This is a genomic window from Solibacillus sp. FSL K6-4121, from assembly GCF_038002585.1.
Taxonomy (GTDB): Bacteria; Bacillota; Bacilli; order Bacillales_A; family Planococcaceae; genus Solibacillus; species Solibacillus faecavium.
On record NZ_JBBOCS010000003.1, the window covers coordinates 1 to 26,611 of the forward strand.

General features: G+C 37.6%; 25 protein-coding genes. All 25 read right to left on the bottom strand.

The features are described 5' to 3' along the window. Positions 1-369 precede the first annotated feature (369 nt). The gene (locus MHH95_RS18350) at positions 370-1,329 is read right to left on the bottom strand and encodes a PhoH family protein (protein ID WP_340728794.1); all 960 of its coding nucleotides are present in this window, start codon (positions 1,327-1,329) and stop codon (positions 370-372) included. A gap of 2 nt (positions 1,330-1,331) precedes the next feature. Then, entirely contained in the window at positions 1,332-2,441 is a 1,110-nt protein-coding gene (locus MHH95_RS18355) for a sporulation protein YqfD (RefSeq protein ID WP_340728795.1), read from the bottom strand. Further along, positions 2,438-2,674 (bottom strand): RNA methyltransferase, encoded by a 237-nt coding sequence (locus MHH95_RS18360; RefSeq protein WP_191698307.1) that lies wholly within the window; start codon positions 2,672-2,674, stop codon positions 2,438-2,440. The genes MHH95_RS18355 and MHH95_RS18360 overlap by 4 nt, the downstream gene beginning before the upstream one ends. 55 nt (positions 2,675-2,729) lie before the next feature. Beyond that, positions 2,730-3,272: a hypothetical protein gene (locus tag MHH95_RS18365; protein ID WP_340728796.1), complete on the bottom strand. Its 543-nt coding sequence runs from the start codon at positions 3,270-3,272 to the stop codon at positions 2,730-2,732. 137 nt (positions 3,273-3,409) lie between these two features. Then, positions 3,410-3,859 carry a hypothetical protein gene (locus MHH95_RS18370; RefSeq protein WP_340728797.1) on the bottom strand — a complete coding sequence of 150 codons (450 nt, stop codon included), beginning with the start codon at positions 3,857-3,859 and terminating at the stop codon, positions 3,410-3,412. Between the two features lie 41 nt (positions 3,860-3,900). After that, positions 3,901-4,908: a flotillin-like protein FloA gene (floA, locus tag MHH95_RS18375; protein ID WP_191698309.1), complete on the bottom strand. Its 1,008-nt coding sequence runs from the start codon at positions 4,906-4,908 to the stop codon at positions 3,901-3,903. Beyond that, positions 4,905-6,239 (bottom strand): NfeD family protein, encoded by a 1,335-nt coding sequence (locus MHH95_RS18380; protein WP_340728798.1) that lies wholly within the window; start codon positions 6,237-6,239, stop codon positions 4,905-4,907. Before MHH95_RS18380 ends, floA begins: the two co-directional genes overlap by 4 nt. A 257-nt stretch (positions 6,240-6,496) precedes the next feature. Further along, positions 6,497-6,577, bottom strand: coding sequence for an RNA polymerase factor sigma-54 (locus MHH95_RS18670; protein WP_445683031.1), 81 nt, complete (start codon positions 6,575-6,577; stop codon positions 6,497-6,499). Between the two features lie 423 nt (positions 6,578-7,000). Beyond that, positions 7,001-7,174, bottom strand: a complete 174-nt coding sequence (gene rpsU, locus MHH95_RS18385) for a 30S ribosomal protein S21 (RefSeq protein WP_004227078.1) — start codon at positions 7,172-7,174, stop codon at positions 7,001-7,003. A gap of 110 nt (positions 7,175-7,284) precedes the next feature. Then, entirely contained in the window at positions 7,285-7,953 is a 669-nt protein-coding gene (deoC, locus tag MHH95_RS18390) for a deoxyribose-phosphate aldolase (protein ID WP_340728799.1), read from the bottom strand. Between the two features lie 94 nt (positions 7,954-8,047). Further along, positions 8,048-8,581, bottom strand: a complete 534-nt coding sequence (locus tag MHH95_RS18395; RefSeq protein WP_340728800.1) for an adenylate cyclase — start codon at positions 8,579-8,581, stop codon at positions 8,048-8,050. Between the two features lie 19 nt (positions 8,582-8,600). Next, on the bottom strand, positions 8,601-9,065 hold the full coding sequence (locus tag MHH95_RS18400) for a hypothetical protein (RefSeq protein ID WP_340728801.1): 465 nt from the start codon (positions 9,063-9,065) through the stop codon (positions 8,601-8,603). Positions 9,066-9,284: 219 nt separating this feature from the next. Further along, positions 9,285-10,025, bottom strand: a complete 741-nt coding sequence (locus tag MHH95_RS18405) for an SH3 domain-containing protein (protein ID WP_340728802.1) — start codon at positions 10,023-10,025, stop codon at positions 9,285-9,287. A gap of 480 nt (positions 10,026-10,505) precedes the next feature. Beyond that, a complete protein-coding gene (mtaB, locus tag MHH95_RS18410) occupies positions 10,506-11,867 on the bottom strand; it encodes a tRNA (N(6)-L-threonylcarbamoyladenosine(37)-C(2))-methylthiotransferase MtaB (RefSeq protein WP_340728803.1) in 1,362 nt (453 codons plus the stop codon). Positions 11,868-12,100: 233 nt separating this feature from the next. Further along, positions 12,101-13,516: a glycosyltransferase family 2 protein gene (locus tag MHH95_RS18415; protein ID WP_340728804.1), complete on the bottom strand. Its 1,416-nt coding sequence runs from the start codon at positions 13,514-13,516 to the stop codon at positions 12,101-12,103. A 5-nt stretch (positions 13,517-13,521) separates the two neighbouring features. After that, a complete protein-coding gene (locus tag MHH95_RS18420) occupies positions 13,522-14,565 on the bottom strand; it encodes a HEAT repeat domain-containing protein (protein ID WP_340728805.1) in 1,044 nt (347 codons plus the stop codon). 1 nt (position 14,566) lies between these two features. Then, a complete protein-coding gene (locus MHH95_RS18425; RefSeq protein WP_340728806.1) occupies positions 14,567-15,427 on the bottom strand; it encodes a response regulator transcription factor in 861 nt (286 codons plus the stop codon). A gap of 26 nt (positions 15,428-15,453) precedes the next feature. After that, positions 15,454-17,646, bottom strand: coding sequence for a hypothetical protein (locus tag MHH95_RS18430; RefSeq protein ID WP_340728807.1), 2,193 nt, complete (start codon positions 17,644-17,646; stop codon positions 15,454-15,456). A gap of 147 nt (positions 17,647-17,793) precedes the next feature. Then, positions 17,794-18,408 carry a PH domain-containing protein gene (locus tag MHH95_RS18435; RefSeq protein WP_340728808.1) on the bottom strand — a complete coding sequence of 205 codons (615 nt, stop codon included), beginning with the start codon at positions 18,406-18,408 and terminating at the stop codon, positions 17,794-17,796. A gap of 70 nt (positions 18,409-18,478) precedes the next feature. After that, positions 18,479-20,056: a phytoene desaturase family protein gene (locus MHH95_RS18440; RefSeq protein WP_340728809.1), complete on the bottom strand. Its 1,578-nt coding sequence runs from the start codon at positions 20,054-20,056 to the stop codon at positions 18,479-18,481. A 337-nt stretch (positions 20,057-20,393) separates the two neighbouring features. Further along, positions 20,394-21,137: a 16S rRNA (uracil(1498)-N(3))-methyltransferase gene (locus tag MHH95_RS18445; protein WP_340728810.1), complete on the bottom strand. Its 744-nt coding sequence runs from the start codon at positions 21,135-21,137 to the stop codon at positions 20,394-20,396. A gap of 66 nt (positions 21,138-21,203) precedes the next feature. Further along, positions 21,204-22,142, bottom strand: a complete 939-nt coding sequence (prmA, locus tag MHH95_RS18450; protein ID WP_191702461.1) for a 50S ribosomal protein L11 methyltransferase — start codon at positions 22,140-22,142, stop codon at positions 21,204-21,206. Between the two features lie 14 nt (positions 22,143-22,156). Further along, positions 22,157-23,278 (bottom strand): molecular chaperone DnaJ, encoded by a 1,122-nt coding sequence (gene dnaJ, locus MHH95_RS18455; protein WP_340728811.1) that lies wholly within the window; start codon positions 23,276-23,278, stop codon positions 22,157-22,159. A gap of 730 nt (positions 23,279-24,008) precedes the next feature. Continuing rightward, positions 24,009-25,862, bottom strand: coding sequence for a molecular chaperone DnaK (gene dnaK, locus MHH95_RS18460; RefSeq protein WP_340728812.1), 1,854 nt, complete (start codon positions 25,860-25,862; stop codon positions 24,009-24,011). Between the two features lie 138 nt (positions 25,863-26,000). Then, positions 26,001-26,585: a nucleotide exchange factor GrpE gene (gene grpE / locus MHH95_RS18465; RefSeq protein ID WP_445683030.1), complete on the bottom strand. Its 585-nt coding sequence runs from the start codon at positions 26,583-26,585 to the stop codon at positions 26,001-26,003. Positions 26,586-26,611: the final 26 nt, after the last annotated feature.

A 26,611-nucleotide genomic window follows, 5' to 3' on the forward strand; every position in this document is an offset into this window, starting at 1 on the left:
TACGGAAATGCTCTGTATTATATCTTCATTTTTGCAGAAATTCACTTAATGCCAAAGCAGAGTGACATGGAACGAAGGATGAGCCTACAAAATACTTGCTTCAACGTGTTTTCCCCGTAGCGTAGCAGAACGGACTTAATTAGAAAATATTATTTTTCAATTTTGTCATCCCCAACTTATGGTGATGAACCTATTTTTAATTTATTTGCGAAATAACGGAAATTCATTCCTCTATTTATCTCAGATGATGAACCAAGTCTCCCTACTTACAAATGATACCATTTATTTTTGCAACTTTTAGCTTTTAGTCTGAAATTATCATAAGACCAAAAAGAGCAATTGCACGGTGCAACTGCTCTTTGCGTAAAATTATAATTCCTGGTCTGAGTATGCCTGGATTACTCTTGCTACTAATGGGTGCCTCACTACGTCACCCTGCTCTAAAATTTGGAAATGGATGTCTTTTACGTATTTTAATGTCCGTTCTGCGATTATGAGACCTGATTCGGTGTTTTTCGGTAAATCAATTTGCGTTTTATCTCCGGTAATTACCATTTTAGATCCAAAACCTAAACGTGTTAAGAACATTTTCATTTGCTGGTGTGTTGTATTTTGGGCTTCATCCAAAATTACAAATGCATCATCTAATGTACGACCGCGCATATAGGCTAATGGCGCAATTTCGATGGTTCCGCGTTCAATTAGACGCTGAGTCTGTTCCTGCCCGTAAATGTCATGTAGAGCATCATATAGAGGGCGTAAATAAGGATCGACCTTTTCCTTTAAGTCACCCGGTAAAAAACCTAATGATTCTCCCGCTTCAACTGCAGGTCGGGTTAAAATAATGCGTTTTACATGTCCATTCTTTAAAGCCTGTGTGGCCATAACGACAGCCAAATAAGTTTTACCTGTACCGGCTGGACCAATACCGAAAATTAAGTCTTTATGGCGGATTGCCCGAATGTATTCACGCTGCCCAATTGTTTTGGCACGAATCGGCTTTCCTTTTGTATTGCGTGCTATTTCTTCATCATATAGTTCTGCATAATATTCAATCGTGCCTTTACTTTCCATTTCAATCGCTGTTGTCACATCACGCTGATCGATATTAATATTTTTCCGTATTACTTTAAGCAATGCTTCTAATACTGAATATGCTTGTTTTTTCTTTGCTGTATCATCTCCAGCAATCTGAATTACCTCGCCACGCGTAATAATTTGGACATTATAAGTTTCTTCAATCAATGTTATATTTGCATCAGACATTCCCAAAAGCATGACTGCTTCATTTGGATTGTCGATTTGGAGCTCAACATATTTTTCTGACATACTCATTCTCCTTGGTGAATTAGATGTGGTTTTGCGATATTTTCATTTACTAAATACAAGACTTTCCCTTTAACTGTATCATCATCAGCGGACACGTGCAAAAGTTTTTCTGCCTTAATTGCCGATTCAAGCGGTAATGAATAAATCATCTTTTCATGCAATAACGGTAAAATTACTGATTCAATATCCTTCTCACTTATCTTCTCCGTTTTTTTATGGAACATTCTATACGATTCATATGTCACAATGGACTTTAAAGGTTTAAATGATTTCTGCTCAATTGAAGCCCCAATTTGGTTCCAATTTATTTGATAGTTCCAACCGTAATCATCCAATACTTCCATTTCAATTGTTTTAGGAATGGTAAAAGAAGTTTCAAGCCAATAGTCGACAAACACTTTACCTTCCGCTCCGATTAAAATTGATTTTTCTCCGTATTCCATAATTCCTGACACGAGAACATCCCCACGATAAACCGTCGTATTTGGTTCTACTTTGCGAATCCCTTTTTCGATTTGAAAATGTGTAACGACTCCATTGTTTCCGGCAACTAAATATTGATTCGTACTTGAGTTTTGGGGCGGTTCTATTTTTGGTGCTAACTGTGGGCTAATTGTCACTTTACTGCCGTTTTTCATAATATGTACCCAAGAAAACTCCCTGAACTGCCTCATCATCGTTTGACGAATTTCATTATCGGAAATAAATGCATTTTTTCGTACAGGAAATTCTATTCCAACTTCCTTCTGTAAATAATCCATTACTTCATCCTCAATTTCGACCGTTTGCGCTTCTACATCCACTTGCCAAATAAACCGTGATAATAATAATGGGACAATGAGCAGCAAAATTAAACCTATCCCCGTCTTCAAATCCTTTTGTAAAATAATTTCCGGTTCACTATAGCGAATCTCTATTCTAACTTTTGCCTGTTTTCTCAGCTTTCGAATTAAAGACATATCCTTGTGTGCTAGTTGGAAAGTGATTTCCTTTCCGGGGAAACGCAATTGGGTAATGCGAATATTATTTTTTTTCAGGAGCGTAATAAATGTATTGGCCTCTGTTGATTGCTTCATTTTAATGGTGATAAGCTTTTTATAAGGTTTTTTCATTTTTTTATTCGCTCAATCGTTAATTTTTCAAGCTTGCTGCAATGAATTAAAAAACCCTCCTCAAACAGATGCATAACTTCCAGCTCACCGGCACGAATATGCATAGTAAAATCCTTCGTACGACAGTTATATTCAGTTGGAGATACATCTCCTACCGTATAGTACCCGTCATACCGGATATCCATAAAAGAGGTGATTTGTAATTTATTATTTACAGGAAATAATTTTCTCAATAAAAAGCCTCCTTTTTACGTCACTATATGCTACGGAAAAAGAAGGCATGTGTAGTTATTTAATTGGAATTTCCCAATTTGATGAGTCTCCAAGTGCATCACCGGAGCTTTCACTGTCCGGCTCTTTAAACACTGCCGGAGCTTGTAAATTTAAAGATTCATTTTTATTGTATTGTTCCTCAGGAATTAAATAAACAACGGTAAAATTCGTTTTCATTTGCGGATTCACTAAAATCTGTCCATCGCCAACAGTAGATGAAATCTGCTCAATTTTCACATTTTCCGGAGTTTCTATATCGAAATGAGGTGTATAATAAACCATTTGCTCAAAGTCGTTGTGGATCTCCCCGCTTACTTCAAGAAGATAATCACCAGATTGCAAATTGGTAGATTGTTCTAGCATTTCACTATTAGTTACCTTTTGAATTTGATAGTCTAATGAAACTGTTACCCCTTCCAGATTATGCGAAATTATCTCATCATTTTCGTAAACAACATTTGTTTCGTCTGCATCTGTAAGGCTCTCATCACTAGTATTCCCGCAAGCTGCTAAAAATAACACACTCATTATCATGACGTTAAACCATACACTTTTCATTTATATTCCCCCTCTCATCATCTATATACCCACTTCTTATGACATTCAATAGTAATTATATTCCGCCCGTTACTTGTTTAACTCAAAAAAGACTACCTATTTCTACGTAATTTCCGCAGTAATAGGTAGTCTTATAATTATCTTCTTCTTGACTTCGGTGGACCCAAAACTTCTGTCATAATGACCGCTTGCATTAAGTCACGCTGACTAGTCGGCACTACCTGGAATGCTTCAGCCTCTTTTTTTGCCAATGCAACGATTGGACGTTCCTTTAATGAACGCGCACTATTTGGATTGTCTATACGTGCATCAGTTATAACTCGCTTAGCCTCTATAACAGGCTTTTCTATTTGAGGAAGCTCTTGAGTCACTTTTTGTGCAACTGGCTTTGCCTTTTCATTAAGCTGACCAAATACCTCATTTGCAAAGTCCTCTAAAGATTTCGGACGTCTTTGCTCGGTTCTTTGTTCTACTTCCTGTTTTCGAGGAGCAGGTTGACTGCTAAATGGCGGCATCTGATTTGATTCTTTCTTTTGCTGTTCTTTTCCTTTACCTAACAAGGAACTGACAACAAATATAATAATCATTATGATAAGTCCTTCCATCTAGTGCTCACTCCCTTCCTCGATTATTTATTCTTTGGATCCTGGTTTTCGTTATTTGAAACTTTTGAAATAGAATCACGCATAGATGTGTCTGCCTGAACATTTTTATAGTTCATATAATCCATGATACCAAAGTTACCCGAACGAAGCGCTTCTGCTAGAGCCATAGGAACTTCTGCCTCTGCTTCTACTACTTTCGCTTTCATCTCTTGAACTTTTGCAATCATTTCCTGCTCACTTGCAACGGCCATCGCACGACGTTCTTCCGCTTTTGCTTGTGCAATGTTTTTATCTGCTTGTGCTTGCTCAATTTGAAGCTCGGCACCGATGTTTTTACCGATATCAACGTCTGCAATATCAATCGATAGAATTTCGAAAGCTGTACCAGAGTCTAAACCTTTAGAAAGAACTGTTTGAGAGATTAAATCTGGATTTTCAAGTACTTTTGAATGCGATTCACTAGAACCTAATGTCGATACGATACCTTCACCTACACGGGCAACGATCGTCTCTTCACCAGCACCACCGACTAAGCGGTCTAAGTTAGCACGCACTGTAATACGCGCTTTTGCTTTTACTTCAATACCGTTCATTGCAACACCTGCGATGAATGGTGTTTCAATAACTTTAGGGTTTACCGACATTTGTACTGCTTCTAAAACGTCACGTCCAGCTAAATCAATCGCTGCTGCACGTTCGAAAGTTAACTCAATATTTGCACGGTGTGCCGCGATTAATGCATTTACTACGCGGTCAACATTACCACCTGCTAAATAGTGGGATTCCAGTTGGTTAATTGTTACGTCCAAACCTGCTTTATGTGCTTTAATTAACGGATTCACGATACGTGAAGGGATTACCCGACGTAAACGCATCCCGATTAATGTGAAAATACTTACTCTTACACCTGCTGCAAGTGCACTAATCCATAGTGCGACTGGAACAAATGTGAAAAATACTGCTAGGATGACAAATGCAATAATTAATCCAATAATTAATGTAATGGTTCCTGCATCTTCAAACATACTCATACTTCTTCTCCACCTTTTCCAATAAATTCTCTCACGACAATACGCGAGCCTTCTACTTTGACTATTTCCACTGTTTTACCAGCATCAATATAGCCACCTTGTGTCACGACATCAAGACGATCTTGACCAACCAAAACTGTACCTGATGGACGCAACGGTGTAATAGATTGACCTACCTTGCCTATCAATTCAATTCGGTTCGTATTTGAAACATAGCCTTCTTCCGTCGACGTAGCATCTCTCAGTACGAGACGATTAAACATATGCAACTTTTTCCCGAAGAATTTCATAAGTATCACCATTCCTATACCTGCAATTATCATTGCAATTAAAATCGAATATGCCATATGGGCGAAGCTTTCCCCTGCAAAAAGTAAACTTCCAATAATTAGTGCGCCCCCGATGATACCTAAAATGCCACCTGGTACAAACAGCTCGGCAATGACTAAAATCAGTCCGATGACGAAAATGATCAGTGTTTCATATCCTGCAAATCCTGCAATGAGATGACCAAAGAAAAACATACCTAATGAAGCAAGCCCCATTGACCCGGCAAGACCAAAGCCAGGCGAGTACAACTCTACTACTAATCCAATACTGGCAATCGACAACAGTATAGGAACGATTATCGGATTGGTAATAAAGCGTGCAAGTTTTTCTGCAAATGTTTGCTCAACCTTTACAACTTCACTATCCTGAAGCTGCAGTGTTTTAAGCAGTGCATCAATGGAAGCAACTGTTCCTTCAGAGTAATTCACCTTTTCGGCATCTTCAGCAGTCAATGTAAGAAGCTTTCCTTTCGGGGCTCTCAACTCTGGTAAATCAAAGTCATTTCTGACCATTGCCTGGGCAAATTTCGGATCCCGTCCGGAGTTTTCAGCAGCTGACGTCATTTTTGCAAGCCAATCGCTTTCTGCTTTTTCACCAGCTGTATTTCCAGCAGAATCAATAACCGCCGCTGCTCCCATTGTCGCATTAGGCGTCATATAAATTTTATCCGCATGTAATGCGATGAACGCACCTGCAGACAGCGCATCAGAATTGACAAAGGCAATAATCGGTATATCCATACTATCCATTAGCTTACCGATATCAGAAGCCGCAGTGACAAATCCACCAGGTGTATTCATATTGAGGATAATTGCTTCCGCATTATTGCTTTTCGCCTCATCAAATCCGCGCTTTAAATGCTCGACTAACCCTTTTTCAATTTCATTGTTAACCGATATTTCATATACTTTACCATTCGCAAATGCTGTTAAAGAAGGAAATACTAATACGAATGACATGACCATTAGAAAAATCCAACTAAAGATCTTAGTTCGTTTCATTATTCTCACCTCTCTTTGCTAAATTGTATGTATAGTAGGTATACGGATGAAAAGATAAAAGGTTTCAAAAAAGTTAACTTTTATCTGCGCCTTTTTCAAAATGGCTCCTCACCGATTTATTATACGCTAAATCGAACACAAAATTAATAATTTTCTATAAATTGCAATAAAAACCCTCATTTACGGTTAAAATATTCTCATTCGTAAATAAAAAAAGAACCCGTTTAATTAGATTCTACTAAACAGGCTCATCTTATTCATACATATACTCTTTTTGTTGAATTCGGGATTGTTGGGCTTTCTCTATATTTTGTAATAGTTCTACGCGATATTTTTATTTTTTCGGCGCATCACCATAACATGGGGAAGATTTTCTAATAAAATTTCACTTGAATGATTGGTGGGTTACGGCAAGACAGCGCTAAAGCCACGTGATACGCGTCTTTATCACTGTCTTTATTGCCGTTTGCGAGGCCCACCAATCCCAAAATTTTACCCTCGTTATAAAGTTAAATATAAATATCCAACCAAGCCGCTTGCGCTATCGCGAGGCGGCGGAGAGCGGAAATGCTATGTTTTATATCTTCATTTTTGCGGAAATGTGTTTATGCCAAAGCAGAACGGACTTTATTAAAAAATCTTTTTTTGTAATAAAATAAATAACCCCCAAGCCACATAAGTAGCTTGGGGGTTATATCATTTGTCTGCTCAGTTAAATCTGAAAATTGCGTGTTATGAACGTAGGGTTTTTACAGGGAAAATTACCACTTACGTTTACGTGCAGCTTCTGATTTCTTTTTACGCTTAACGCTAGGTTTTTCGTAGAACTCGCGCTTTCTAACTTCCTGAATTGTACCTGATTTTGATACAGTACGTTTGAAGCGACGAAGAGCATCTTCAAGCGATTCGTTTTTGCGAACGACAGTTTTTGACATCTCTCTTTCCCTCCCTCCGAACACACGTCAATACAATCATCAACATTTAGATAATGTGTACTAAAGTAGTATAGCTTATCATTGAAAAAGAGTCAACAAAAACTATCTATTTAGTAATTTGAATCTGATTTTAAACCATTCATGATAGCAACACCAGATGACGCGCCGATTCGAGTAGCTCCATTATCAATCATATTTTGCATATCTTCAAGGCTGCGAACTCCGCCTGATGCTTTTACACCAAGGTCCGGACCAACTGTTTTACGCATTAAAGCGATATCTTCCGCCGTAGCTCCACCTGTTGAAAAACCAGTAGAAGTTTTCACGAAATCAGCACCTGCTTCAACTGCCAATTCACATGCTTTTACTTTTTCCTCATCTGTTAAAAGACAAGTTTCAATGATAACTTTTACTAACGTACCATTTGCAGCGTCTACTACTGCTTTAATATCGTTACGAACTAAATCGAAGTCTCCATCTTTTAATGCACCGATGTTGATGACCATGTCGATTTCACCGGCACCATTAGCAATCGCGTCTTTTGTTTCAAAAGCTTTTACTGCTGAAGTTGTAGCACCTAATGGGAAACCAATTACTGTACATACTTTAACTTCTGTACCAGCTAATTGATCTGCACTGAACTTCACCCATGTAGGGTTTACACATACTGAAGCAAAACCGTATTCCTTCGCTTCTGCACAAATTTGTTGTACCTGTTTTTTTGTAGATTCAGCTTTTAATAAAGTATGATCGATCATTACCGCATAATTTTGAGTCATTGTATCATTACTCCTTTTAATGTTTCATTAGTTGTCCGTACATCTTCTAGTTTAGCATTTTTTTTATCCGAGTTAAATTGTCAGACAAATCGAATTATTCATCGGAATAGGCAAATTCTGTTCGTATAATCTTCTCTTCCAGTTGTTCGCCTGTGCTCAGTACATATCGTATTTTCAATTCAGGTTGATGACGATTTGCCAATTGATAAGTTAAAATATTTTTTATTAAATGTTCCTGCGCTAATTCAAATGATTCTTGCTTCATAAGGGAATCGTCCGATAATATAATCTCCCAATCTGAATACGTGTCATTTGATGTAATACTAGTTACTCCATCGCCTGAACCTTTTCCGGTAACCTCTTTATATTCTTCAAGAAATTGCTTCGTCTGTTCGGCAATTTCACTAAGCTGCTGCTCATTCATCTGTAAAGAGACAACCCCATCAGGCTGTATCGTCTTTTGAACTTCCGAAGCCTTATACTCAATATTCAATGAACCATATTGCCGCGCCACTTCTGGAGGAATATTTACTTCTACAGTCGGCTGCTCCATTTCAGTATGAACTTCTTTTTGCTCTGTGCAACCATACAAAACAAATAACATAGTAAGCATCCATATCCATTTCATATAAATTGCTTCACCTTCTTTATCTAGATTCCGGATAAAACCGTTGTTCAAATACTAGCTTTGTCTTGTCATCAAGATAATATACTTGAACACCGATAGATTTACGACTATATATTTGAAATTTAATGGCATCTTCTACTATGCTAATTTCCAGCATTTCCGCGAGAATGTCGTGATCAAATAATTCCCGCTTCACTGTAAATTTAAGTTCTGATAAATCATCATTGTACTCAAATGCTTCAAAAGCCTCTACTTCCGGTCTAATTCCCCGCTCGACCTCATTGCGGAAATCTTCAATTGTGCGGGAAAATTCATTGATCGCTTCCAACCTTACTGACTCTTCCATGTAAATTAGTAAACAGTCCTCTTTTAACTCATAGTGCAGAATTCTTGATGGATCGAAATTTTTGAATTGATGTATATTCCCAATAACCCCATCCGGTATTTCCACGATAGATAATTTCGCCAGCTGCTCTTGTCCCATTCCCCATCCTCCGTCCATCATAAATGACCAATACCCTCTTTTATTTAGAATATGCGAATAGCAATAAAACTAAGAAGTCTTTTGGACATGTATTTTATAAAATAATAAAAAAGGGTTGCATAAAAGTTTTAAACTTCTATACAACCCTTTATATTTAATTTAATAATTCTTCTAAAACACGGACAAATTGCCCTTCGTTATATGGGTAGCCTGCTTTTATTATTTTTTGAAAATTAATTGCGCTTTTGTATAAGACTCATAATTGTTAACACTGAGGATAATTGAGTACTTATCCTTTTTCCATTTTCTTGATAAAGATTTGTCTTTAACACTTTCCAAAATGCCCTCTTCAAACTCTTGTATAGCCTTTTCATCTAATTTATCGAATATTTCAGACATTTCATCCCAACTATAATTTACTCTTCTATGTAAAAAATCATAACCAATATATGCTAATTTATCATCAACAAAGTAATATCTCAACAATGAAGTATACCCAAATTTTTCAACCTCATATTCTAAAACAGCATACTTGTCCTTAATTTCTTTTTTTAATTCTGCTGGTTCCATTTCTTTTACTTGACTCACATTCATTGAAAAGTCAATCACTCTTTTCTTACTTTTACTACTAGTTGATGAAATTTGACTCTTTGTTGTTAAATAGGAGTCTTTTACGTACCCTTTCAATCCCCTTTGTTTAACTAGAGACCAACCATTTTCATCAGTTGAATAAACAAATACTTTGGAATCATCTTTTAAAATAGTTACTTTTTCCCCACGAGCATTTGGAGCATCTCTTAATATTAGGCCCCCTTTTACTTTTACATATTTTTCTGAATTAATAACTTTAGCAACTATAGTTGATTCAATTTTTTTTGATGCATGTGTCACCTCAGGATTTACTACTGTTGTAATAAACAAAATCAAACAAAATAAAGCTATTAGTTTCTTTAAAAACATAGCAAACATCTCCTTTTATATTCTATGATATTGTAAATAACAATAAATGTAACTATTATAATATATTTACATTTGAAGGTACATTCTTTTTTTAAAAAATCATCATTTCATTCGGAAAGTAAAAAAGGCAGTTACTAAACCACACATTTAAAAAGCTAAATAGTTAACTTGTCGGTATGACTAACTTCTTGTAATGATGATAACTATCACCTCTACCTAGTGCTCGTAGCTGTAGGAATAGTAAAACTCTTTGACTTACCTGTTTTCTTTCCCATAAGATGTAAAATATTTTGAAGGTAATATTCATATGCTTGTTCAAGTGAAAGCTTCTATTTAGGCTTAGCAACCGTCAATGAGCATCCTTCTTTCACAAATTTTTTTGTTACATAAAAAAATCACTCCTCCTAAGATTTATAGCAATCTCAAGAGAAGTGACATCAAACATTTCCACTCTAATTTGTCAGTTATTTAACTGTACGTTTATACCTGTATTTCCACAACTTGCTCTTCTAAAACACGGACAAATTGCCCTTCGTTATATGGATAGCCTGCTTTTGTAACTTTCACTTTTACAAGCTGACCAATCATATCCTCAGTGCCCTCAAAAATAACTTTTAAATAGTTTGTTGTGTAGCCAACATATAGATTTTCATTATCTCCATCTTTGAAGCGCTCTTCAGGAATCACTTCTAGCACTTCGCCTTCAAAACGAGACGCATATTCTTTTGCCAATTGATCGTTTAATGCAATTAGGCGGTGTACGCGTTCGTTTTTAATTTCCTCATCCACTTGGTCGTCCATTCTCGCAGCAGGTGTGCCTGTACGCTGTGAGTAAGGGAATACGTGAAGTTCAGAAAATTTATGGTCGCGAATGAAATTAAATGTTTCCATAAACTCTTCTTCCGTTTCGCCTGGGAATCCTACGATTACGTCAGAAGTAACAGCTAAATCAGGTAACGCAACTTTCAGCTTCTCAAGACGCTCTGCGAAAAATTCCATCGTGTATTTACGACGCATACGTTTTAATACTGTATCAGAACCTGATTGAATCGGAATGTGTAAATGGTTTACTACAATCTCAGAGTTTTGCAGTACTTCAATTACTTCATCCGTTAATTGCGATGCTTCAATAGAAGAAATACGTAAACGTTTCAAGCCTTTAACTTGAGCTTCCAAGTCACGTAACAGCTGTGCTAAGTTATAGTCTTTGAAGTCTTGTCCGTATCCGCCTGTGTGAATACCTGTTAGGACGATTTCTAAATAACCTGCATCCACTAGCTGCTGTGCCTGGCGAATAACTTCTTCCGGATCACGTGAACGCATTAAGCCGCGCGCCCAAGGAATAATACAGAACGTACAGAAGTTGTTACAGCCTTCCTGAATTTTCAGCGATGCACGTGTACGGTCCGTAAATGCCGGTACATCCAATTCTTCATACACACGATTTTTCATAATATTACGTACAGCATTAATTGGCTGACGTTCATTACGGTATTGCTCGATATAGCCAAGCATTTTATCGCGGTCCTGTGTACCTACGACAATATCAACACCTGGAATGGCCATAATCTCAGCCGGTGATGTTTGTGCATAACAGCCTGTAACACAAATTACCGCATCCGGATTTTGGCGTATTGCACGGCGGATAACTTGGCGGGACTTTTTATCCCCAGTATTCGTTACTGTACATGTATTAATAACATAAACGTCCGCCTGATGATCAAACTCCGTACGCTCATATCCCTGATCTTTAAATAATTGCCAAATGGCTTCTGTTTCATAGTGGTTTACTTTACACCCTAATGTATGTAGAGATACGGTTTTCGTACGTTCGTAACTCATAATTTATATCATCCTTTCAAGGTTACACTTATCAATTTGCCAGTGGCATAGTTTTTAATTAGCTAAATGCAGATAAAATATCAACGTGTTTTATAATAGCACAAAACGCTATGTAAAGCCTATCTTTTTAACCTTCATGTTTTATAATTTGCCCATAGAAAAAGACTTTTAAAACGCGTATTTCATCTTAAAAGTCCTTTTCCATAATAACTACTCTTAAATTACAAGATTGACTACTTTTGTAACCCGGAGCGCTTTAAGCTTCCCCAGTCATTTTTGCCTCTTAAAAAGTACCAGAATCCTTGTAGGCGGAAAATAACCATTAGCGGACGGAACCAGAAAACTTCCGATAAAGAATACAATAATAGTTTCACGGAATCACGGATACGTGGATAAGTGCCCATACTCCATGCTTCCAGTAAAATAGAAAACATTGAAATAACTGTACTGTAAATTAAAAACAGCACAAACAAAGTAAGAGCTGATTCCAAATATATATTCCCTATGACTAATGATAAAATGACATACATATATCCGAGTAGCTCAACAATCGGACCGATTAATTCTATAAATACAAAATAGGGAACAGATATGAGACCGATTTGTTTATATTTTGGATTGAGTAACATCCCGCGGTTCAGCATGAGGCTACTTAACAGTCCCTGATGCCACCGTCTACGCTGTGTTTTTAAATCCTTTAAATTATCGGGTGCTTCTGTCCAGCATACCGGGTCGGGAATAAATTCAATGGATTTTTTTATTTTATTCTTTAATAAATAGTTGTGCAGCCGGACGACCAGTTCCATATCCTCGCCAATCGTATTCTTATTGTAACCGCCGACTTTTATTGTATATTCTTTCGAAAAGACACTAAACGCACCTGAAATAATTAATAATAAATTAAAGCGGCTCAGCGCAATTCTCCCCATATAAAATGCACGTAAATATTCGATAATCTGCATGACGACAATTGGATTATTCGGTACAACCGATTTCAATACACTGCCGTACTCAATTTCTGAACCGTTTGCTATACGCACACTTCCCCCTGCAGCAATGACCTTCCCGTTAGACGAGACAATTGGCTTCATCACTTGCAGCAATGATTTAGATGATAAAATCGAATCTCCATCAATTGAGCAAAAATAAGGAAACCTTGATAAATTAATGCCTGCGTTTAGAGCATCTGCCTTCCCGCCATTTTTCTTGTCTACTAAAACAATATTATAATGGAGCTTTGACTGGTAAATGCCCCTGATTTCCGCTGTCGGTAGCTGAGTTTGTACGGTTCGGAAAACAGGTTCCATCTGAAAGGCGTCAATTACTTTCTGCAATGTCGAATCTTTCGAACCATCATTTACAACGACAATTTCATATTGCGGGTATTCAAGCGTCAATAATGATTGAACCGTACTGATAATGCCGATTTCTTCATTATAAGCAGGAACAATAATTGATACAGGCTTCGAGTAAACGGCATTCAAATTTACCTTACTTTCCAAATGTTTATCCAAATTCCTGTCTTTTCTCAACTGAAAAAAAGCAAAGATCAACATTAATATATAGACCATAATCACTAATAACATATATATAAAGATTAATGAACTGAACACTTCGTTAAACCAATAAAGTATTGTTTCTGAATTCATTCTCATCACCCTAACTTCATAACTTCCCTTGCTATATCCGCCGCATACGAATCTTCTTTACTGTCGATTATTTGCTGCAATATTACTTTTCCCTTTGGCATATTCAATAAAGATAAGGCCGCCTGTTTACGTACTTTCCAGTTTGAATCAGCTATTAATCGCTGGAGATTTTGATAAGATTGCTCTTCTTTTGCAAACCGCAAAATTCTCGCCATCATCAGCCTCTCTTCCCAGCTAGTAGAAGCGACAAAGTGCTCATACCGTTGCAGATCCGTAATCATTCCGAACGAGGCAATTGCTTTTAGAACTCGAATTCTTAACTCCTGATTATCCGATGTTAACAAACGCTCATAAAAAGAGAGCGAATCATTACTTACATTTGTACTTAAACTCAGATAATCAAGAAGAGCAAGTTTCAGCACCATTGGCAAGGTATCAAAATGGTTTGTGAAATAGTCGATATAGCTATCATCAATCGTCGACAACAACAATTTATATTCATAGTCATCAAATGTTAATCTCGGTTGATAAACATGGGCAAAAAACATATTACGATTATGATTTGCGACTACCCGCAACATTAGTAAATATTCTTCCATGTCATAATCGCGTTTATTTCTTAAATGCTGCTCAATGATCGGTACTAAAAAGTCCAGTTCCATCAATAATGTACGTTGTAATACATTCAAACGGACCGATCGATCACGGCTTTTTATTTGCTCTATATAATAGTCCTGCATATTCAAGGAAGCGTATTCGGAAACTTTCGTATGAATCGCCTCGTTGTTGACAGTTGTCAAATATGAAATAAATAAATGATCAATGGCCTTCATTGAAATTTTATTTTCCGGTCGGTGATCAAACGGCTCATTATAAACAAGATATTTATACCATCCAGTTTTATATCGTTCGAAATATGCATTCATCTTTTCATTGATCCGATCTCTTTCCATCCCTTTATAGACTAAATACAAAAATATACAAAAAATAACGATCAGCATCATAATGCCGATAATAACCGCCCCAATTAGAAATTGACGATCAATCATATTAATGCAACCTTCTCAGATGATTTTTGATCCGAATCTCAAGAATTTTCAAGTTAAAGGGACGGACAAAGTAAGCATCAGCACCATTTTCAAGGCAGTAAAGCTGGGCTTCTTCAGAATTACGAGTTGATATAAATAAAATCAAATATTTTTGCTCATTAGGTAAACCGCGCAAATAATGCAATACTTCAAAGCCATTTTTCCTCGGTAAAATATCATTTAGTACAACGATATGAGGATGCTCACTTCGATACCAGTCTGATTCGATAAATTCAAGTCCGTCATTAAACACTCGGACCTCCAAATTCTGTTCTTCGGTTTCTAAATTATGAAACAGATTCGAAAAAATAGATTGGGTAATATGGTCATTTTCTACGATGCTTACTTTCATCTTGATTCGCTCTTTTTCAAGAAAATAAGGAATGGCTACCATTTGGGTATGCGAAAAATCCAGGTCCATCACCTTTGATTCTCCAGCTTCTAGTATTTCTTCAAGTGAATGCGTAGAATTGGCAATTTCCGCAATTACAGCTACTAGCGGCATGTTTAATGGGTTCATCGAAGTTTGAAGCCGGCTTAGAAATGACTTGGATTCCATTTCTTTGCTGATCGACAGTACCAAAATGACATATTGTTTTGACTGATGGGTAAACACAAAATCTGATTTCCGTAAATTCCCTTCTACTAACCGGTAAAATTCTTCGTAACTCACAGCAGATTCCTCTGAATATTTCACGTATACAAATGTAAAATGAATTCCCCTTTTTCTTATATAAGCTAGCTGCAAGTTATAGAGATTCCTTAAATCCTGGTAATTTTCAATCCCCTCACTAAATTTAAATTGATTCTTCGTTACCTTCACCTGTGTTCCCCCCTATTCTTCATGATTTATTGAATATTTGAGAATTTTTCCTGCAAAATATAATACGATTCTTTCAAACGTTCTTTGTATTCCAGAAGAGCCCATTCTTCCCATGTATAGCTTTTCAAGTCTGACTTATTGTCCGGGACACTCAACTTCACTTCTTCATTTTCGACAAGCAACAGTCCCACTTCAATCCCATCTGTAATTTCCGTTGTCATTTCTTCATTCGCATACAAATCAGCCCATACTTCCCGACGACTAGGGTCGGTAAAATTTAGCAATAGCCAAGGAATACGGATTTCCACTATTCCTTCCTCTTCATTGATTTCATAATCGGCAAGTGAATCGTAATCACGGCTCTCTGGGTTACCGTTTCCTTTCCTCAGCTTTCCAGTCTCGTATTTTTCGAATGGATATGTCTCATTGAGTATCGGAACCGTCAGCTGCTTATTCAGTGCATACTCTATCGGATTAAATTGCCCACTGTTTTTTTCTGTTACACCTTCAAAAGGAACTTGCTCCAAACGTTCACCATATAGCTTCTGAAACAGATCATAGTAGGCATCCACTTCGATTCTGCTATTTTCCTCATCTTGTATCGTGAGTACAAAGTCCGCTTCATTTAATAGCGGGTAACCTTTATATAAAGAATTCCCTTGGTATTTTACAGTACTGAAATAAATTAATGGATAATAATCATTTGAAAATTCCACATTTTTTGTATCTAGCCGTAAATATAAATAACGTTCATCAGAATCCATATACATGTTCAGCTGTTCGGTTTCATACATCGGTTTTTTACCTGACCAGTCCGATGTGTCCCCATCCACTTTTATCTTCAATGTATCAAAACTAAGCAGTCCGAATTGCTGCTCATTCGTTTGCGCATTTGACCAAAACGGCCGTTGATCCGGATTATCGAGATCCATCGTATTCCATGTCCGTTTGAACCATTCATCCTGCCAGGAGAATACTAAACCACCAAGCATGCCTTCTTGCAAAATATCTTCATAGAGACTGACTAAATATTCCCCTTGCTGTTGCTCGGTAACAAAGCCCTGATTCCAGCCAAACGGATTTTTATGGGTCAATCCGCGCGAAGCAGGTATCCCAAATTCCGATATTAGAATCGGCAATCTATGGGCTTTCTTCAGATTATTTAAATAAGCAGCATAGTTATTTGGATTACCGCGATGGTCAATATACTGTAAATATTCAGGGGTAAAGTTCATGAAATCCGGGTAATACGGATACACGTGATAATTTGCAAATTGACCAACATGCTGAAGTTCGTTTTTTTCATAAATAACATTCGGGTTTACCGACGCTATATCTTCCTCGTCACTTGGTTCATACGGATGGCCCAGTAAATCCGTTGTGACCCAATTCGTAAAACTAAAAGGACGTATCCAACCGTATTCCTCTATTTCGTACTTGGCGGCATACTCCATTTGTTCAGCAAGCCATATTTCAAATGGTGATGCATCCTTTGTCTCAAAATACTGACCGTCAAACTGAGGCTTACCTTCATATTTTTCATTCACTGAAAGAACGGCACGCGGATACCATTCGATACCGATCATCCATCCGATTACATATGGAGCAACATTGGCAGTATAGTTCCCCGATGCATGACCAGGCTGATGTTCAATTTCTGCATTGCCGTGAAGAATATCGATAATATCTTTCATTTCCTTTTGGAACTTTTCCGTCGGTTCACCATATACATCTAACTGCTCAACTACCGGTTCTTCTTCTAGCCACACACCATGAAACAAGTAAATCGGCTTTTCATGCGACTCATTGTATTCGAGCAATGCTTCATAAAATGCAGGTGGATGAATTGTGTAAATCCGAATAGCGTTGGCATGCATTTCACCAATCGACTTAAACCATCCAGAGTAATCTTCCTTTGTAATGCCAGCTTCACCTGGGAAGATACCTGGTTTTGCCATACCGATATTTACCCCTTTAATCGTCACTTTCTGCCATTTGCCGTTTTGCAACACTTCATATGTATCGGTCAATATACGAGCATTATAGGCAACCCCCTGCTCGTAAACCGGTTCAACCGATGTTCCTGCAATTTGTTTTGAGGTCGTGGAATCCATATTTACATCATCACTTTCTAAAACGGATTTATTATTCATTAAATAGATCACTATCGGAACCGAAATAAGCAGCAGCACTCCGAGGAAAAGCGACTTTTTTCTCATCAACATCACCTACCATTATGCAAAATATATAAAAAGGTAGAGAATCCCTTTATTGTTTCTCTTCCCCTAAAATTCGGACAGAAAACGGAAAATGAGTGATAGAAAAGAAAACACCCATTTCTATACAAGAAATGAGTGTTTTTATTGTTAATTATTAATATATTTTTCGAAAACATCTCCAAAATCTTTCTTCACAAATGCTTTCTTTTGATCGATGAGCCAGCTGTGTGAAAATGACGTAATTTCTTTAAATGCCTCTGCCGGAGAAACCCCATCAGCACCTGTACGTCCAAGTGAAGAAGCTGCCAAATTCAGGCTCTGTTTTGCTGCATCCATATTGAAGGAATTCGCTTTTTGTTCCATTGATATAGCATGGAGTGCTTTATATAAATCCTTTATTTCAGTTAAATACTTTTTATGAATATCGATGCTCAAAGGATTATTACCGATGACAAATTTAATTTCTACGTCTAAATCAATTGTACCCGCCGTTTCCAGCAATACTTCATCAATAGCGAAATACTCATAGTCATAGCGACGAAGCATACGCTTTTTACTGATTGCATTGGCACCGTCTACGTGGATTAATGCATAGTTTGTAAAGCAATATTCATCCGCTTTCGTCTTAATTAGAAAATAGATTTTTTCATCCATTTCATTAAAAATAAAATCATCTGCATCTGTCTTGTCAAAATCTTCCCTTGAAATAACTACACCAATATCAGATAAGCCTAAAGCATCTGAAGCAAATTTTTTAAACATTTTAGCGCCTCCTTTAATTGCATATATTGTTATACGTATTACACAATTAAAAGTTCCAAAAATACGATTATTAGTTCATATGGATTGCTGCAGGCTGATGCGCGAGATCCTTATCCTTACGTACCGGTTTATAGTGTTCAACTTTCGGTAATGGTTTAACCGGATGAAGCGGCTGCTTATGTTCCTTCAATATTCCATTTGCAGTAATACGCGCAGATTCCAAAATAATCGGCAAGCCACTTCCCGGATGCGTGCCCCCACCTACTAGCCAACAATGGTCAAGCTCTTCAAATTTATTACGCGGACGGAATACAAGCATTTGCGATAATTGGTGCCCTAAATTGAATGTTGCCCCTTTATACACATGAATGTCTCGTTCCCAGTCTTCTGGTGAAATGATACGCTCTTCTTCAATATATTCTCTAATATCTGTAATCCCTAATTTATCCGATACCATATTCAAAATTAAATCTTTGAATGGGGCAGTTATTTGTGACCAGTCAATTCCACTCGTATTGTTCGGTACTGGTACTAAAATATAAAGTGTCGACTTTCCATCTGGTGCTACTGTATCGTCTGTAACAACTGCATTTTGAATATAGATGGAAGGATCTTCAGACAAGAGCTTTGTTTTCGTAATTTCCTCAACATTTTTACGATATTCTTTTGCAAACCAAATTGTATGATGCGGAAGATCAAAACGTTTATTTACACCTAAATACAGCATAAACGTCGAACATGAGTATTGCTTTTTCTCCAATTTTTCAGGCGTATATTTTTTTAATACACCAGGCTCTACTAATTTAGTCATGGCATTGGCAAAATCCCCATTAATAATCACTTCATCCGCTACAATCTCCTGACCATCCTCGAGCAGTAAGCCTGTCACCTTTTTCCCACTTACTTTTAATTTTTTCACACCGCTATTCAGGTGGATTTTCCCACCTAATTCAGTCACGACTTTAGCCATCGCATCCGTTAATTTATTGATACCGCCTTTAATATGATAAACACCGAATGCATGCTCTATATACGATAGGATTGAAAAGGCACCCGGGCTTTCCCACGGAGACATCCCCAAATATTTCGCTTGGAATGTAAAGGCTAGCTGTAAATCTTCATCTTTATAGAACTTCGACAATGTATCTACAAGCGAGTTGCCGATTTCTAATTCCCCAGCAGCTTTTAGCACTTTCGGATTCAATAAATCTGTCATTCGATTCATAGGAGCTTGTAAAACAGGTGCGAGAACTTCCAATTTCTTTTGAGTACGCTCCATATAACGTTCATAGCTGCCTTCATTTCCTGGGAAAAGTTCATCGATTTGACGAATCATTTCGTTTGCATCACGCGTCATATTGATCTTTTTATCATGGAAAATCAATTGATACATTGGATTTAAATCAATTAAATCTACATAATCGTTTATATTCCGTCCCGTTAACTCGAAAATTTCCTCCGCAATGTAAAGCATGTTCAAAAATGTAGGTCCCATATCGAACTTATATTCACCAAGTTTAATTTCACTTGTACGCCCACCTACATAGGCCTGTTTCTCATAAATTGTTACGTCATAGCCTTTATGTGCCATTAACATCGCTACCGCTAATCCACCAGGTCCAGCACCTACTACCGCAATTTTTTTCATCTCTACTGCCTCCTTTTACCCCAAGCATTGGACAATGATTAAAATAAATAATTAAATGTTGTACAACGTTAGCGACTTTCTTCATTGCCCTATTACTTTATTTGAATATTAATCGTTAAAATAACGACTTATAGCATGATATTTCACGTTAGACTGTTATTAATATATCCATCACCTTTAAAAAGGCTACAAATGTTATACAAACATTGTACAATCAATACGTGTGATTATACAAGTAAAAATTTCGAATTTGAGATAAAATTAATCAAATAGGACTAATCCATTCATAAAAAAAGGGATTGATTCGAAAGTTACCTTTCAAATCAATCCCTTCATTTTATTCAAATTCATAGGAAATGGCTGCTAAAGCATAAAATGGCGCTGTTTCTGTTCGCAATATACGAGGACCGAGTGACATTGTTTGGGCACCCGCTTCAATCAGTACCTTTGATTCATTGCGGGAAATTCCACCTTCCGGACCAAAAATACATAGAATGCGCAATTCCTTATTTGTATTAAGTGATTGAAGCTTTTGTTTAAAGCTCGTCCGGTTTTCCAATTTAGCATCTTCTTCATCTGCAATAAAAATCACATCATAGTTAACGAACTTTTGTATAAGCTGTTTAAAACTTATCGGCTCTTCCACTTGCGGTATATGTGTACGGTGTGATTGCTCCGCAGCCTCCTGCGCAATTTTCTGCAGGCGTTCTTGGTTTTTTTTCGCTTTTTTCGCATCCCATTTTACAATAGAGCGCTCTGCCGCAAACGGAATCATTCCATACATCCCTAATTCCGTCGCTTTTTGTGCGATAAGCTCCAGTTTATCCCCTTTTGGCAACCCACATGCGATATCCACCTTTATAGGCATTTCCGGTGATGGAATCGTTTGTCCGGTCTTTTTGACACGTACATCCTGGTCAATCTCCACAATTTCACAGATATTCGCTACATTTTCATGGACAATGATGATTTCTTCCCCGACTGCCATCCTCATGACTTTACTAATGTGACGTGCATTTTCACCTGTTACGACAAATTCATTTTCATTATTTCCGGCTGATTCAATAAAATACCGTTGCATCGTGTTCACTCCTTGTTATACAAAAACAACAGCTGCACAAAACAGCTGTTGTTCTCTGAAATTCAATTAAGGACGGCGCGAAATAATCGCTACCCAGTCTTCCATCATTAGAACTTCTTCAATTTCGAAGCCGGATTTTTCCAACGCTTCTTTTACTTCATCTTTTTTTGCACCAATGATTCCTGAAGTAACATAAAGTCCACCAGGTTTCACAATTGAAAATGCGTCATCAGTAAATGACATAATGATTTCCGCTAAAATATTCGCCACTACAATATCGGCAGGCTCCTTAACGGTATCCAATAAGTTGCCGTGGAATACTTCAACAATAGCATCCATTTTATTTAATTCCACATTTTCACGTGCTGCTCTAACAGCTACTTCATCCAAATCCAGTGCATGCACTTTTTCCGCTCCAAGCATCGCAGCACCGATCGATAGGACACCTGATCCTGTACCAACATCGATAACTGTATGGCCTTGCTGTACAACTTTTTCAAGCGCTTGCAGACACATAACAGTAGTTGGGTGCGTCCCTGTACCAAACGCCATGCCAGGATCTAGTTCAATGATTAATTCGTCCGTTGATACTGGTTTGTAGTCTTCCCAAGTCGGTACGATTGTAAAGCGCTCAGAAATTTTTACGGGATGGTAATATTGTTTCCATGCCGTTGACCAATCTTCCTCATCTACTTCACAAAGCGTTAAAATATTTTCACCAATATTTATATCAAAGTTTACAAGGTTTGCAATTGCAAGCTTAATTTCTTCGATTGTCTCCGCCAAGAAGCTTGAAGCTGATAAATAGGCTTTTACAATGACACCTGTTTTTGGGAAGTCTTCTGGATTCAGCGCATAAATCTCACCAAATTTATCGATTCTTTCCTTATCTAGTTCTTTTGAATCTTCAATTACTACACCACTTGCACCAGCTTCATGCAAAATGTTCGTCACTGCATCAACGGCCTCATGCGTCGTTAAAATCGAAAGTTCTGTCCATTTCACTTGCAATACACTCCTTAGTCGCCTTTAATTTTTTTCTTAATCTTATCGAATAGTGAACTACCTTGTTCTTCCGGAATGTCACCACTGATTTCAGCAAATTCTCGTAATAACTGCTTTTGTTTTTCTGTTAATTTAGTAGGTGTGACAACTTTTACGATGACATATTGGTTACCCATGCCATAGCCGTGTACATTTTTTACACCTTTGTCTTTTAGACGGAATTGCGCTCCTGATTGAGTACCAGCCGGAATTTTCAGCTTCACTTTACCATGGATTGTCGGTACTTCTATTTCATCCCCTAATGATGCTTGAGGGAATGTTAAGTTTAGTTCATATAAAATATCGTCGCCATCACGTTCAAAATGTTCGTGCTTACGTACAGCAAAGATAATGTATAAATCTCCCGCCGGACCGTTGTTGTAGCCTTCTTCACCTTGACCTGCCACTCGTAGTTGTTGACCATCATCAACACCTGCAGGGATTGTAATTTTGATTTTTTTCTTTTTCGTGATGCTACCTGTACCTCGACATGGTGTACATTTATCCACGATAATTTTCCCTTGACCACGGCAACTTGGACATGAGCGTTTGTTTACCATACGGCCAAATGGTGTATCAACCGCTTGATTAATTTGACCTGCACCATTACATTGTGAACATGTTTGAGGCTGTGTACCTGGTTTTGCACCTGAACCGTGACATGTATCGCACGTTTCTTCTTTTGGAATTTCGATTTCTGTTTCCTTACCGAATACTGCCTCTTCAAATGTAATATTCATACGGAATTGCAGATCGTCACCTTTACGTGGTGCATTCGGATCTTGGCGTCGGCCGCCTCCAAAGAATGAACTGAAAATATCCTCGAAGCCGCCAAATCCGCCGCCTCCGCTGAAGCCACCGCCGCCAAAGCCAGCATTCGGATCTTCATGACCAAACTGATCGTAGCGGGCACGCTTTTGATCATCAGATAGCACTTCATATGCTTCAGCTACTTCTTTGAACTTTACGTCTGCCCCCTCTTCTTTGTTTAAATCAGGGTGATACTGTTTTGATAATTTTCGGTATGCTTTTTTTATTTCATCTTTACTTGCACCTTTACTTAGGCCAAGCACTTCATAGTAATCACGCTTACTCATTGTTCACTCTCCGCTCTTTTTACATAACGTCTATTTTAGCATGTTGAAAAAATGATGTATACCTTTTGCTATCTTACTTTTTATATATAGTGGGTGTTATTTAATATGACCAATACTTTCACGGGGCACGGCTTGAGTGGATCGAGTATTCTCAAGCGTACTTTCCTACTTCAAATGAGATTGGCGAAATAAGGGAAGGTTTTTCCGTTATTTGTTGAAGGCTTTTATTTTAAGCGGAAATAGCGGTAATTTTTTCCGTTATTCATAAAAAAAGCCGTTATTAACTTACTTTTTAGCTTAATAACGGTAATTCGTTCCGTTATTTATGGCTTTTTTAATACCCCTCTATTTAAATTCCGCGCTTTCCATTTACATGGTGGCATGGGGGGCTCACTCGAAATAAGCGGAGGATTTCCGCTTATTTAACTGATGACCTTCATTTTAAGTGTAAATAAAGGGAAGTTTTCCGCTTATTCATTAAAAAAACCAGGTATTTTCATGCTTTTTACTTTAATAGACGGAATTTCTCCGCTTATTTTTGCCAATTTTCATGATTTTTTTAAAATAACCGGAATTTCTCCGTCTATTTTTAACTTTCAATTTCAAAACGGTTTAGCACCCATCCATTTCCGCTAGCTCATCAACAAACTTAAAAGCCAAAGCCGCGAGCGGTCTTTGGCTTTTAAGTTTAATCAATTTCGCTTTAGCGAAACTATATCCGTTCTAACGATTATTTATTGTCTTTATCGTCTTTTACTTCTTCAAAGTCAGCATCTACTACGCCGTCATCTTTTTTGCCTGCATCTGCAGCGCCATCAAAGCCTTCAGCTCCGCCTTGTGCTTGTGCAGCTGCTGCCGCTTGCTCATATACTTTCATTACTAAAGGTTGTAATACGCCTTCTAATTTTTCTTTAGAAGCTTTAATACCATCGATTTCGCCTTTTTCTAAAGCAGCTTTTAGCTCATCGCGTGCATCTTCTACAGATTTCTTTTCATCTTCTGTAATTTGTTCACCTAAGTCTGTGATTGTTTTATCAACTTGGAACACTAATTGGTCTGCTTCGTTGCGAAGATCTGCTTCTTCTTTACGTTTCGCATCAGCTTCAGCGTTTGCTTCAGCATCTTTAACCATACGCTCGATTTCTTCTTCTGATAAACCTGAATCAGATTGGATCACGATTGTTTGTTCTTTTTGTGTACCTAAGTCTTTTGCTTTTACAGATACGATACCGTTTGCATCAATATCGAATGTTACTTCGATTTGTGGAATACCACGTGGTGCTGGTGGAATATCAGATAATTGGAAGCGACCTAATGTTTTGTTGTCTGCAGCCATTGAACGCTCACCTTGTAATACGTGAATGTCTACTGCTGGTTGGTTGTCTGCAGCTGTTGAGAACACTTGAGATTTAGATGTTGGGATTGTCGTGTTACGATCGATTAATTTCGTCATAACGCCACCCATTGTTTCGATACCTAATGATAATGGTGTTACGTCTAATAATAATACGCCTTGTACGTCACCAGCTAATACGCCACCTTGTACAGCAGCACCCATTGCTACTACTTCGTCAGGGTTTACGCCTTTGTGTGGCTCATGACCTGTTGCTTTTTTAATTGCTTCTACTACTGCAGGAATACGTGTAGAACCACCAACTAAAATTACTTTATCTAATTCAGAAGCAGAAAGACCTGCATCTGATAATGCTTGACGAGTAGGAACGATTGTACGCTCTACTAAATCTTTAGTTAAATCATCGAATTTTGCACGTGATAACGATACTTCTAAGTGAAGTGGACCATCAGCACCTGCAGTAATGAATGGTAATGAAATTTGAGTAGAAGTTACACCTGATAAGTCTTTTTTCGCTTTTTCAGCTGCATCTTTTAAACGTTGCATTGCCATTTTGTCTTTTGATAAGTCTACTGCATTTTCTTTTTTGAACTCTTCAACTAAATAAGCGATGATTTTGTCGTCGAAGTCGTCACCACCAAGTTTGTTGTCACCTGCTGTTGCTAATACTTCGAATACGCCGTCCGCTAATTCAAGGATAGAAACGTCAAATGTACCGCCACCTAAGTCGAATACTAGGATTTTTTGGTCAACATCTTGTTGATCTAAACCGTAAGCTAATGCTGCAGCCGTTGGTTCGTTGATAATACGCTCTACTTCTAAACCAGCGATTTTACCAGCGTCTTTAGTTGCTTGACGTTGAGCGTCGTTGAAGTAAGCTGGAACTGTGATAACAGCTTTCGTTACTTTTTCACCTAAGTAGTCTTCAGCATAACCTTTTAAGTATTGTAAAATCATTGCAGATACTTCTTGTGGAGTATACTCTGTATCATCTACTTTTACTTTTTCGTTTGTACCCATTTTAGATTTAATAGAAATGATTGTATTCGGATTTGTTACCGCTTGACGCTTAGCAACTTCACCCACTTGTTTTTCACCGTTTTTAAATGCTACTACAGATGGAGATGTACGGTTACCTTCTGGATTTGGAATTACTTTTGGCTCGCCGCCTTCTAATACAGATACACAAGAGTTTGTTGTTCCTAAGTCAATACCGATAATTTTGCTCATAATTTAATTTTCCTCCTAATATTAAAAAACAGAATGTATGTGTAGATAGTTTAACAAATACTGTCCAACCAACCTTCATTTACAGAAGGATGAAATTTTGACAGCCATATTATATAACTAGCACTAAAAAGTACTGAATTATTCGTTTACAGATACCATTGAAGGTCGTAGGACACGATCTTTTAATTTATATCCCTTTTGTAACTCGCGTAAAATGATGCCTGATTCTTTTTCACTATCCTGCTCTTGCATCACCGCTTGATGGAAATTCGGATCAAAAGTTTCACCTTCAGCAGGGATAACCACTAAGCCTTCTTTTTCGGTTGCAGCTAATAATTGCTGATACACCATTTCCACACCTTTATATAATGAAGCTGCTTCTTCTGATGTTACTTCGACTTTAAGTGCGCGATCTAAATTATCCAATGCAGGCAATAATTCTGTTAACAGGCTTTGCGCACGGTATTTCTCCGCAGATTCACGATCCAGGCGAGTACGGCGTGTTAAATTATCATAATCTGCACGCAAACGTAAGTAACGTGCATCTTCTTCTGCTAATTTTGCTTCTAATTCAGCAATTTTCTGTTCTTTTTCATCTAATACTGTTTCTTCAGTTTCAGCTGTTTCCACTACCTCTTCTTGCTCAGCAGTTTCTTCTTGCTGCAATTCTTCATTTGTTTTTGTAGTTTCAGACACTTCTTTTCCTCCTCGAGTATCAATCATTTATTTTAATTCAGCGGTGTATAAAA

Bases quoted from the DNA above. Each gene is read 5' to 3' on its own strand.
- grpE (WP_445683030.1), bottom strand. From the start codon at position 26,585: ATGATTGATACTCGAGGAGGAAAAGAAGTGTCTGAAACTACAAAAACA.
- MHH95_RS18370 (WP_340728797.1), bottom strand. From the start codon at position 3,859: ATGATTATTATATTTGTTGTCAGTTCCTTGTTAGGTAAAGGAAAAGAA.
- MHH95_RS18355 (WP_340728795.1), bottom strand. From the start codon at position 2,441: ATGAAAAAACCTTATAAAAAGCTTATCACCATTAAAATGAAGCAATCA.
- MHH95_RS18415 (WP_340728804.1), bottom strand. From the start codon at position 13,516: ATGAATTCAGAAACAATACTTTATTGGTTTAACGAAGTGTTCAGTTCA.
- mtaB (WP_340728803.1), bottom strand. From the start codon at position 11,867: ATGAGTTACGAACGTACGAAAACCGTATCTCTACATACATTAGGGTGT.
- MHH95_RS18440 (WP_340728809.1), bottom strand. From the start codon at position 20,056: ATGAAAAAAATTGCGGTAGTAGGTGCTGGACCTGGTGGATTAGCGGTA.
- MHH95_RS18400 (WP_340728801.1), bottom strand. From the start codon at position 9,065: ATGGGACAAGAGCAGCTGGCGAAATTATCTATCGTGGAAATACCGGAT.
- MHH95_RS18445 (WP_340728810.1), bottom strand. From the start codon at position 21,137: ATGCAACGGTATTTTATTGAATCAGCCGGAAATAATGAAAATGAATTT.
- floA (WP_191698309.1), bottom strand. From the start codon at position 4,908: ATGAGTATGTTTGAAGATGCAGGAACCATTACATTAATTATTGGATTA.
- MHH95_RS18365 (WP_340728796.1), bottom strand. From the start codon at position 3,272: ATGAAAAGTGTATGGTTTAACGTCATGATAATGAGTGTGTTATTTTTA.
- rpsU (WP_004227078.1), bottom strand. From the start codon at position 7,174: ATGTCAAAAACTGTCGTTCGCAAAAACGAATCGCTTGAAGATGCTCTT.
- MHH95_RS18435 (WP_340728808.1), bottom strand. From the start codon at position 18,408: ATGTTTAAAAAATTTGCTTCAGATGCTTTAGGCTTATCTGATATTGGT.
- MHH95_RS18430 (WP_340728807.1), bottom strand. From the start codon at position 17,646: ATGAGAAAAAAGTCGCTTTTCCTCGGAGTGCTGCTGCTTATTTCGGTT.
- dnaJ (WP_340728811.1), bottom strand. From the start codon at position 23,278: ATGAGTAAGCGTGATTACTATGAAGTGCTTGGCCTAAGTAAAGGTGCA.
- MHH95_RS18380 (WP_340728798.1), bottom strand. From the start codon at position 6,239: ATGAAACGAACTAAGATCTTTAGTTGGATTTTTCTAATGGTCATGTCA.
- MHH95_RS18420 (WP_340728805.1), bottom strand. From the start codon at position 14,565: ATGATTGATCGTCAATTTCTAATTGGGGCGGTTATTATCGGCATTATG.
- dnaK (WP_340728812.1), bottom strand. From the start codon at position 25,862: ATGAGCAAAATTATCGGTATTGACTTAGGAACAACAAACTCTTGTGTA.
- deoC (WP_340728799.1), bottom strand. From the start codon at position 7,953: ATGACTCAAAATTATGCGGTAATGATCGATCATACTTTATTAAAAGCT.
- MHH95_RS18395 (WP_340728800.1), bottom strand. From the start codon at position 8,581: ATGAAATGGATATGGATGCTTACTATGTTATTTGTTTTGTATGGTTGC.
- MHH95_RS18350 (WP_340728794.1), bottom strand. From the start codon at position 1,329: ATGTCAGAAAAATATGTTGAGCTCCAAATCGACAATCCAAATGAAGCA.
- MHH95_RS18405 (WP_340728802.1), bottom strand. From the start codon at position 10,025: ATGTTTTTAAAGAAACTAATAGCTTTATTTTGTTTGATTTTGTTTATT.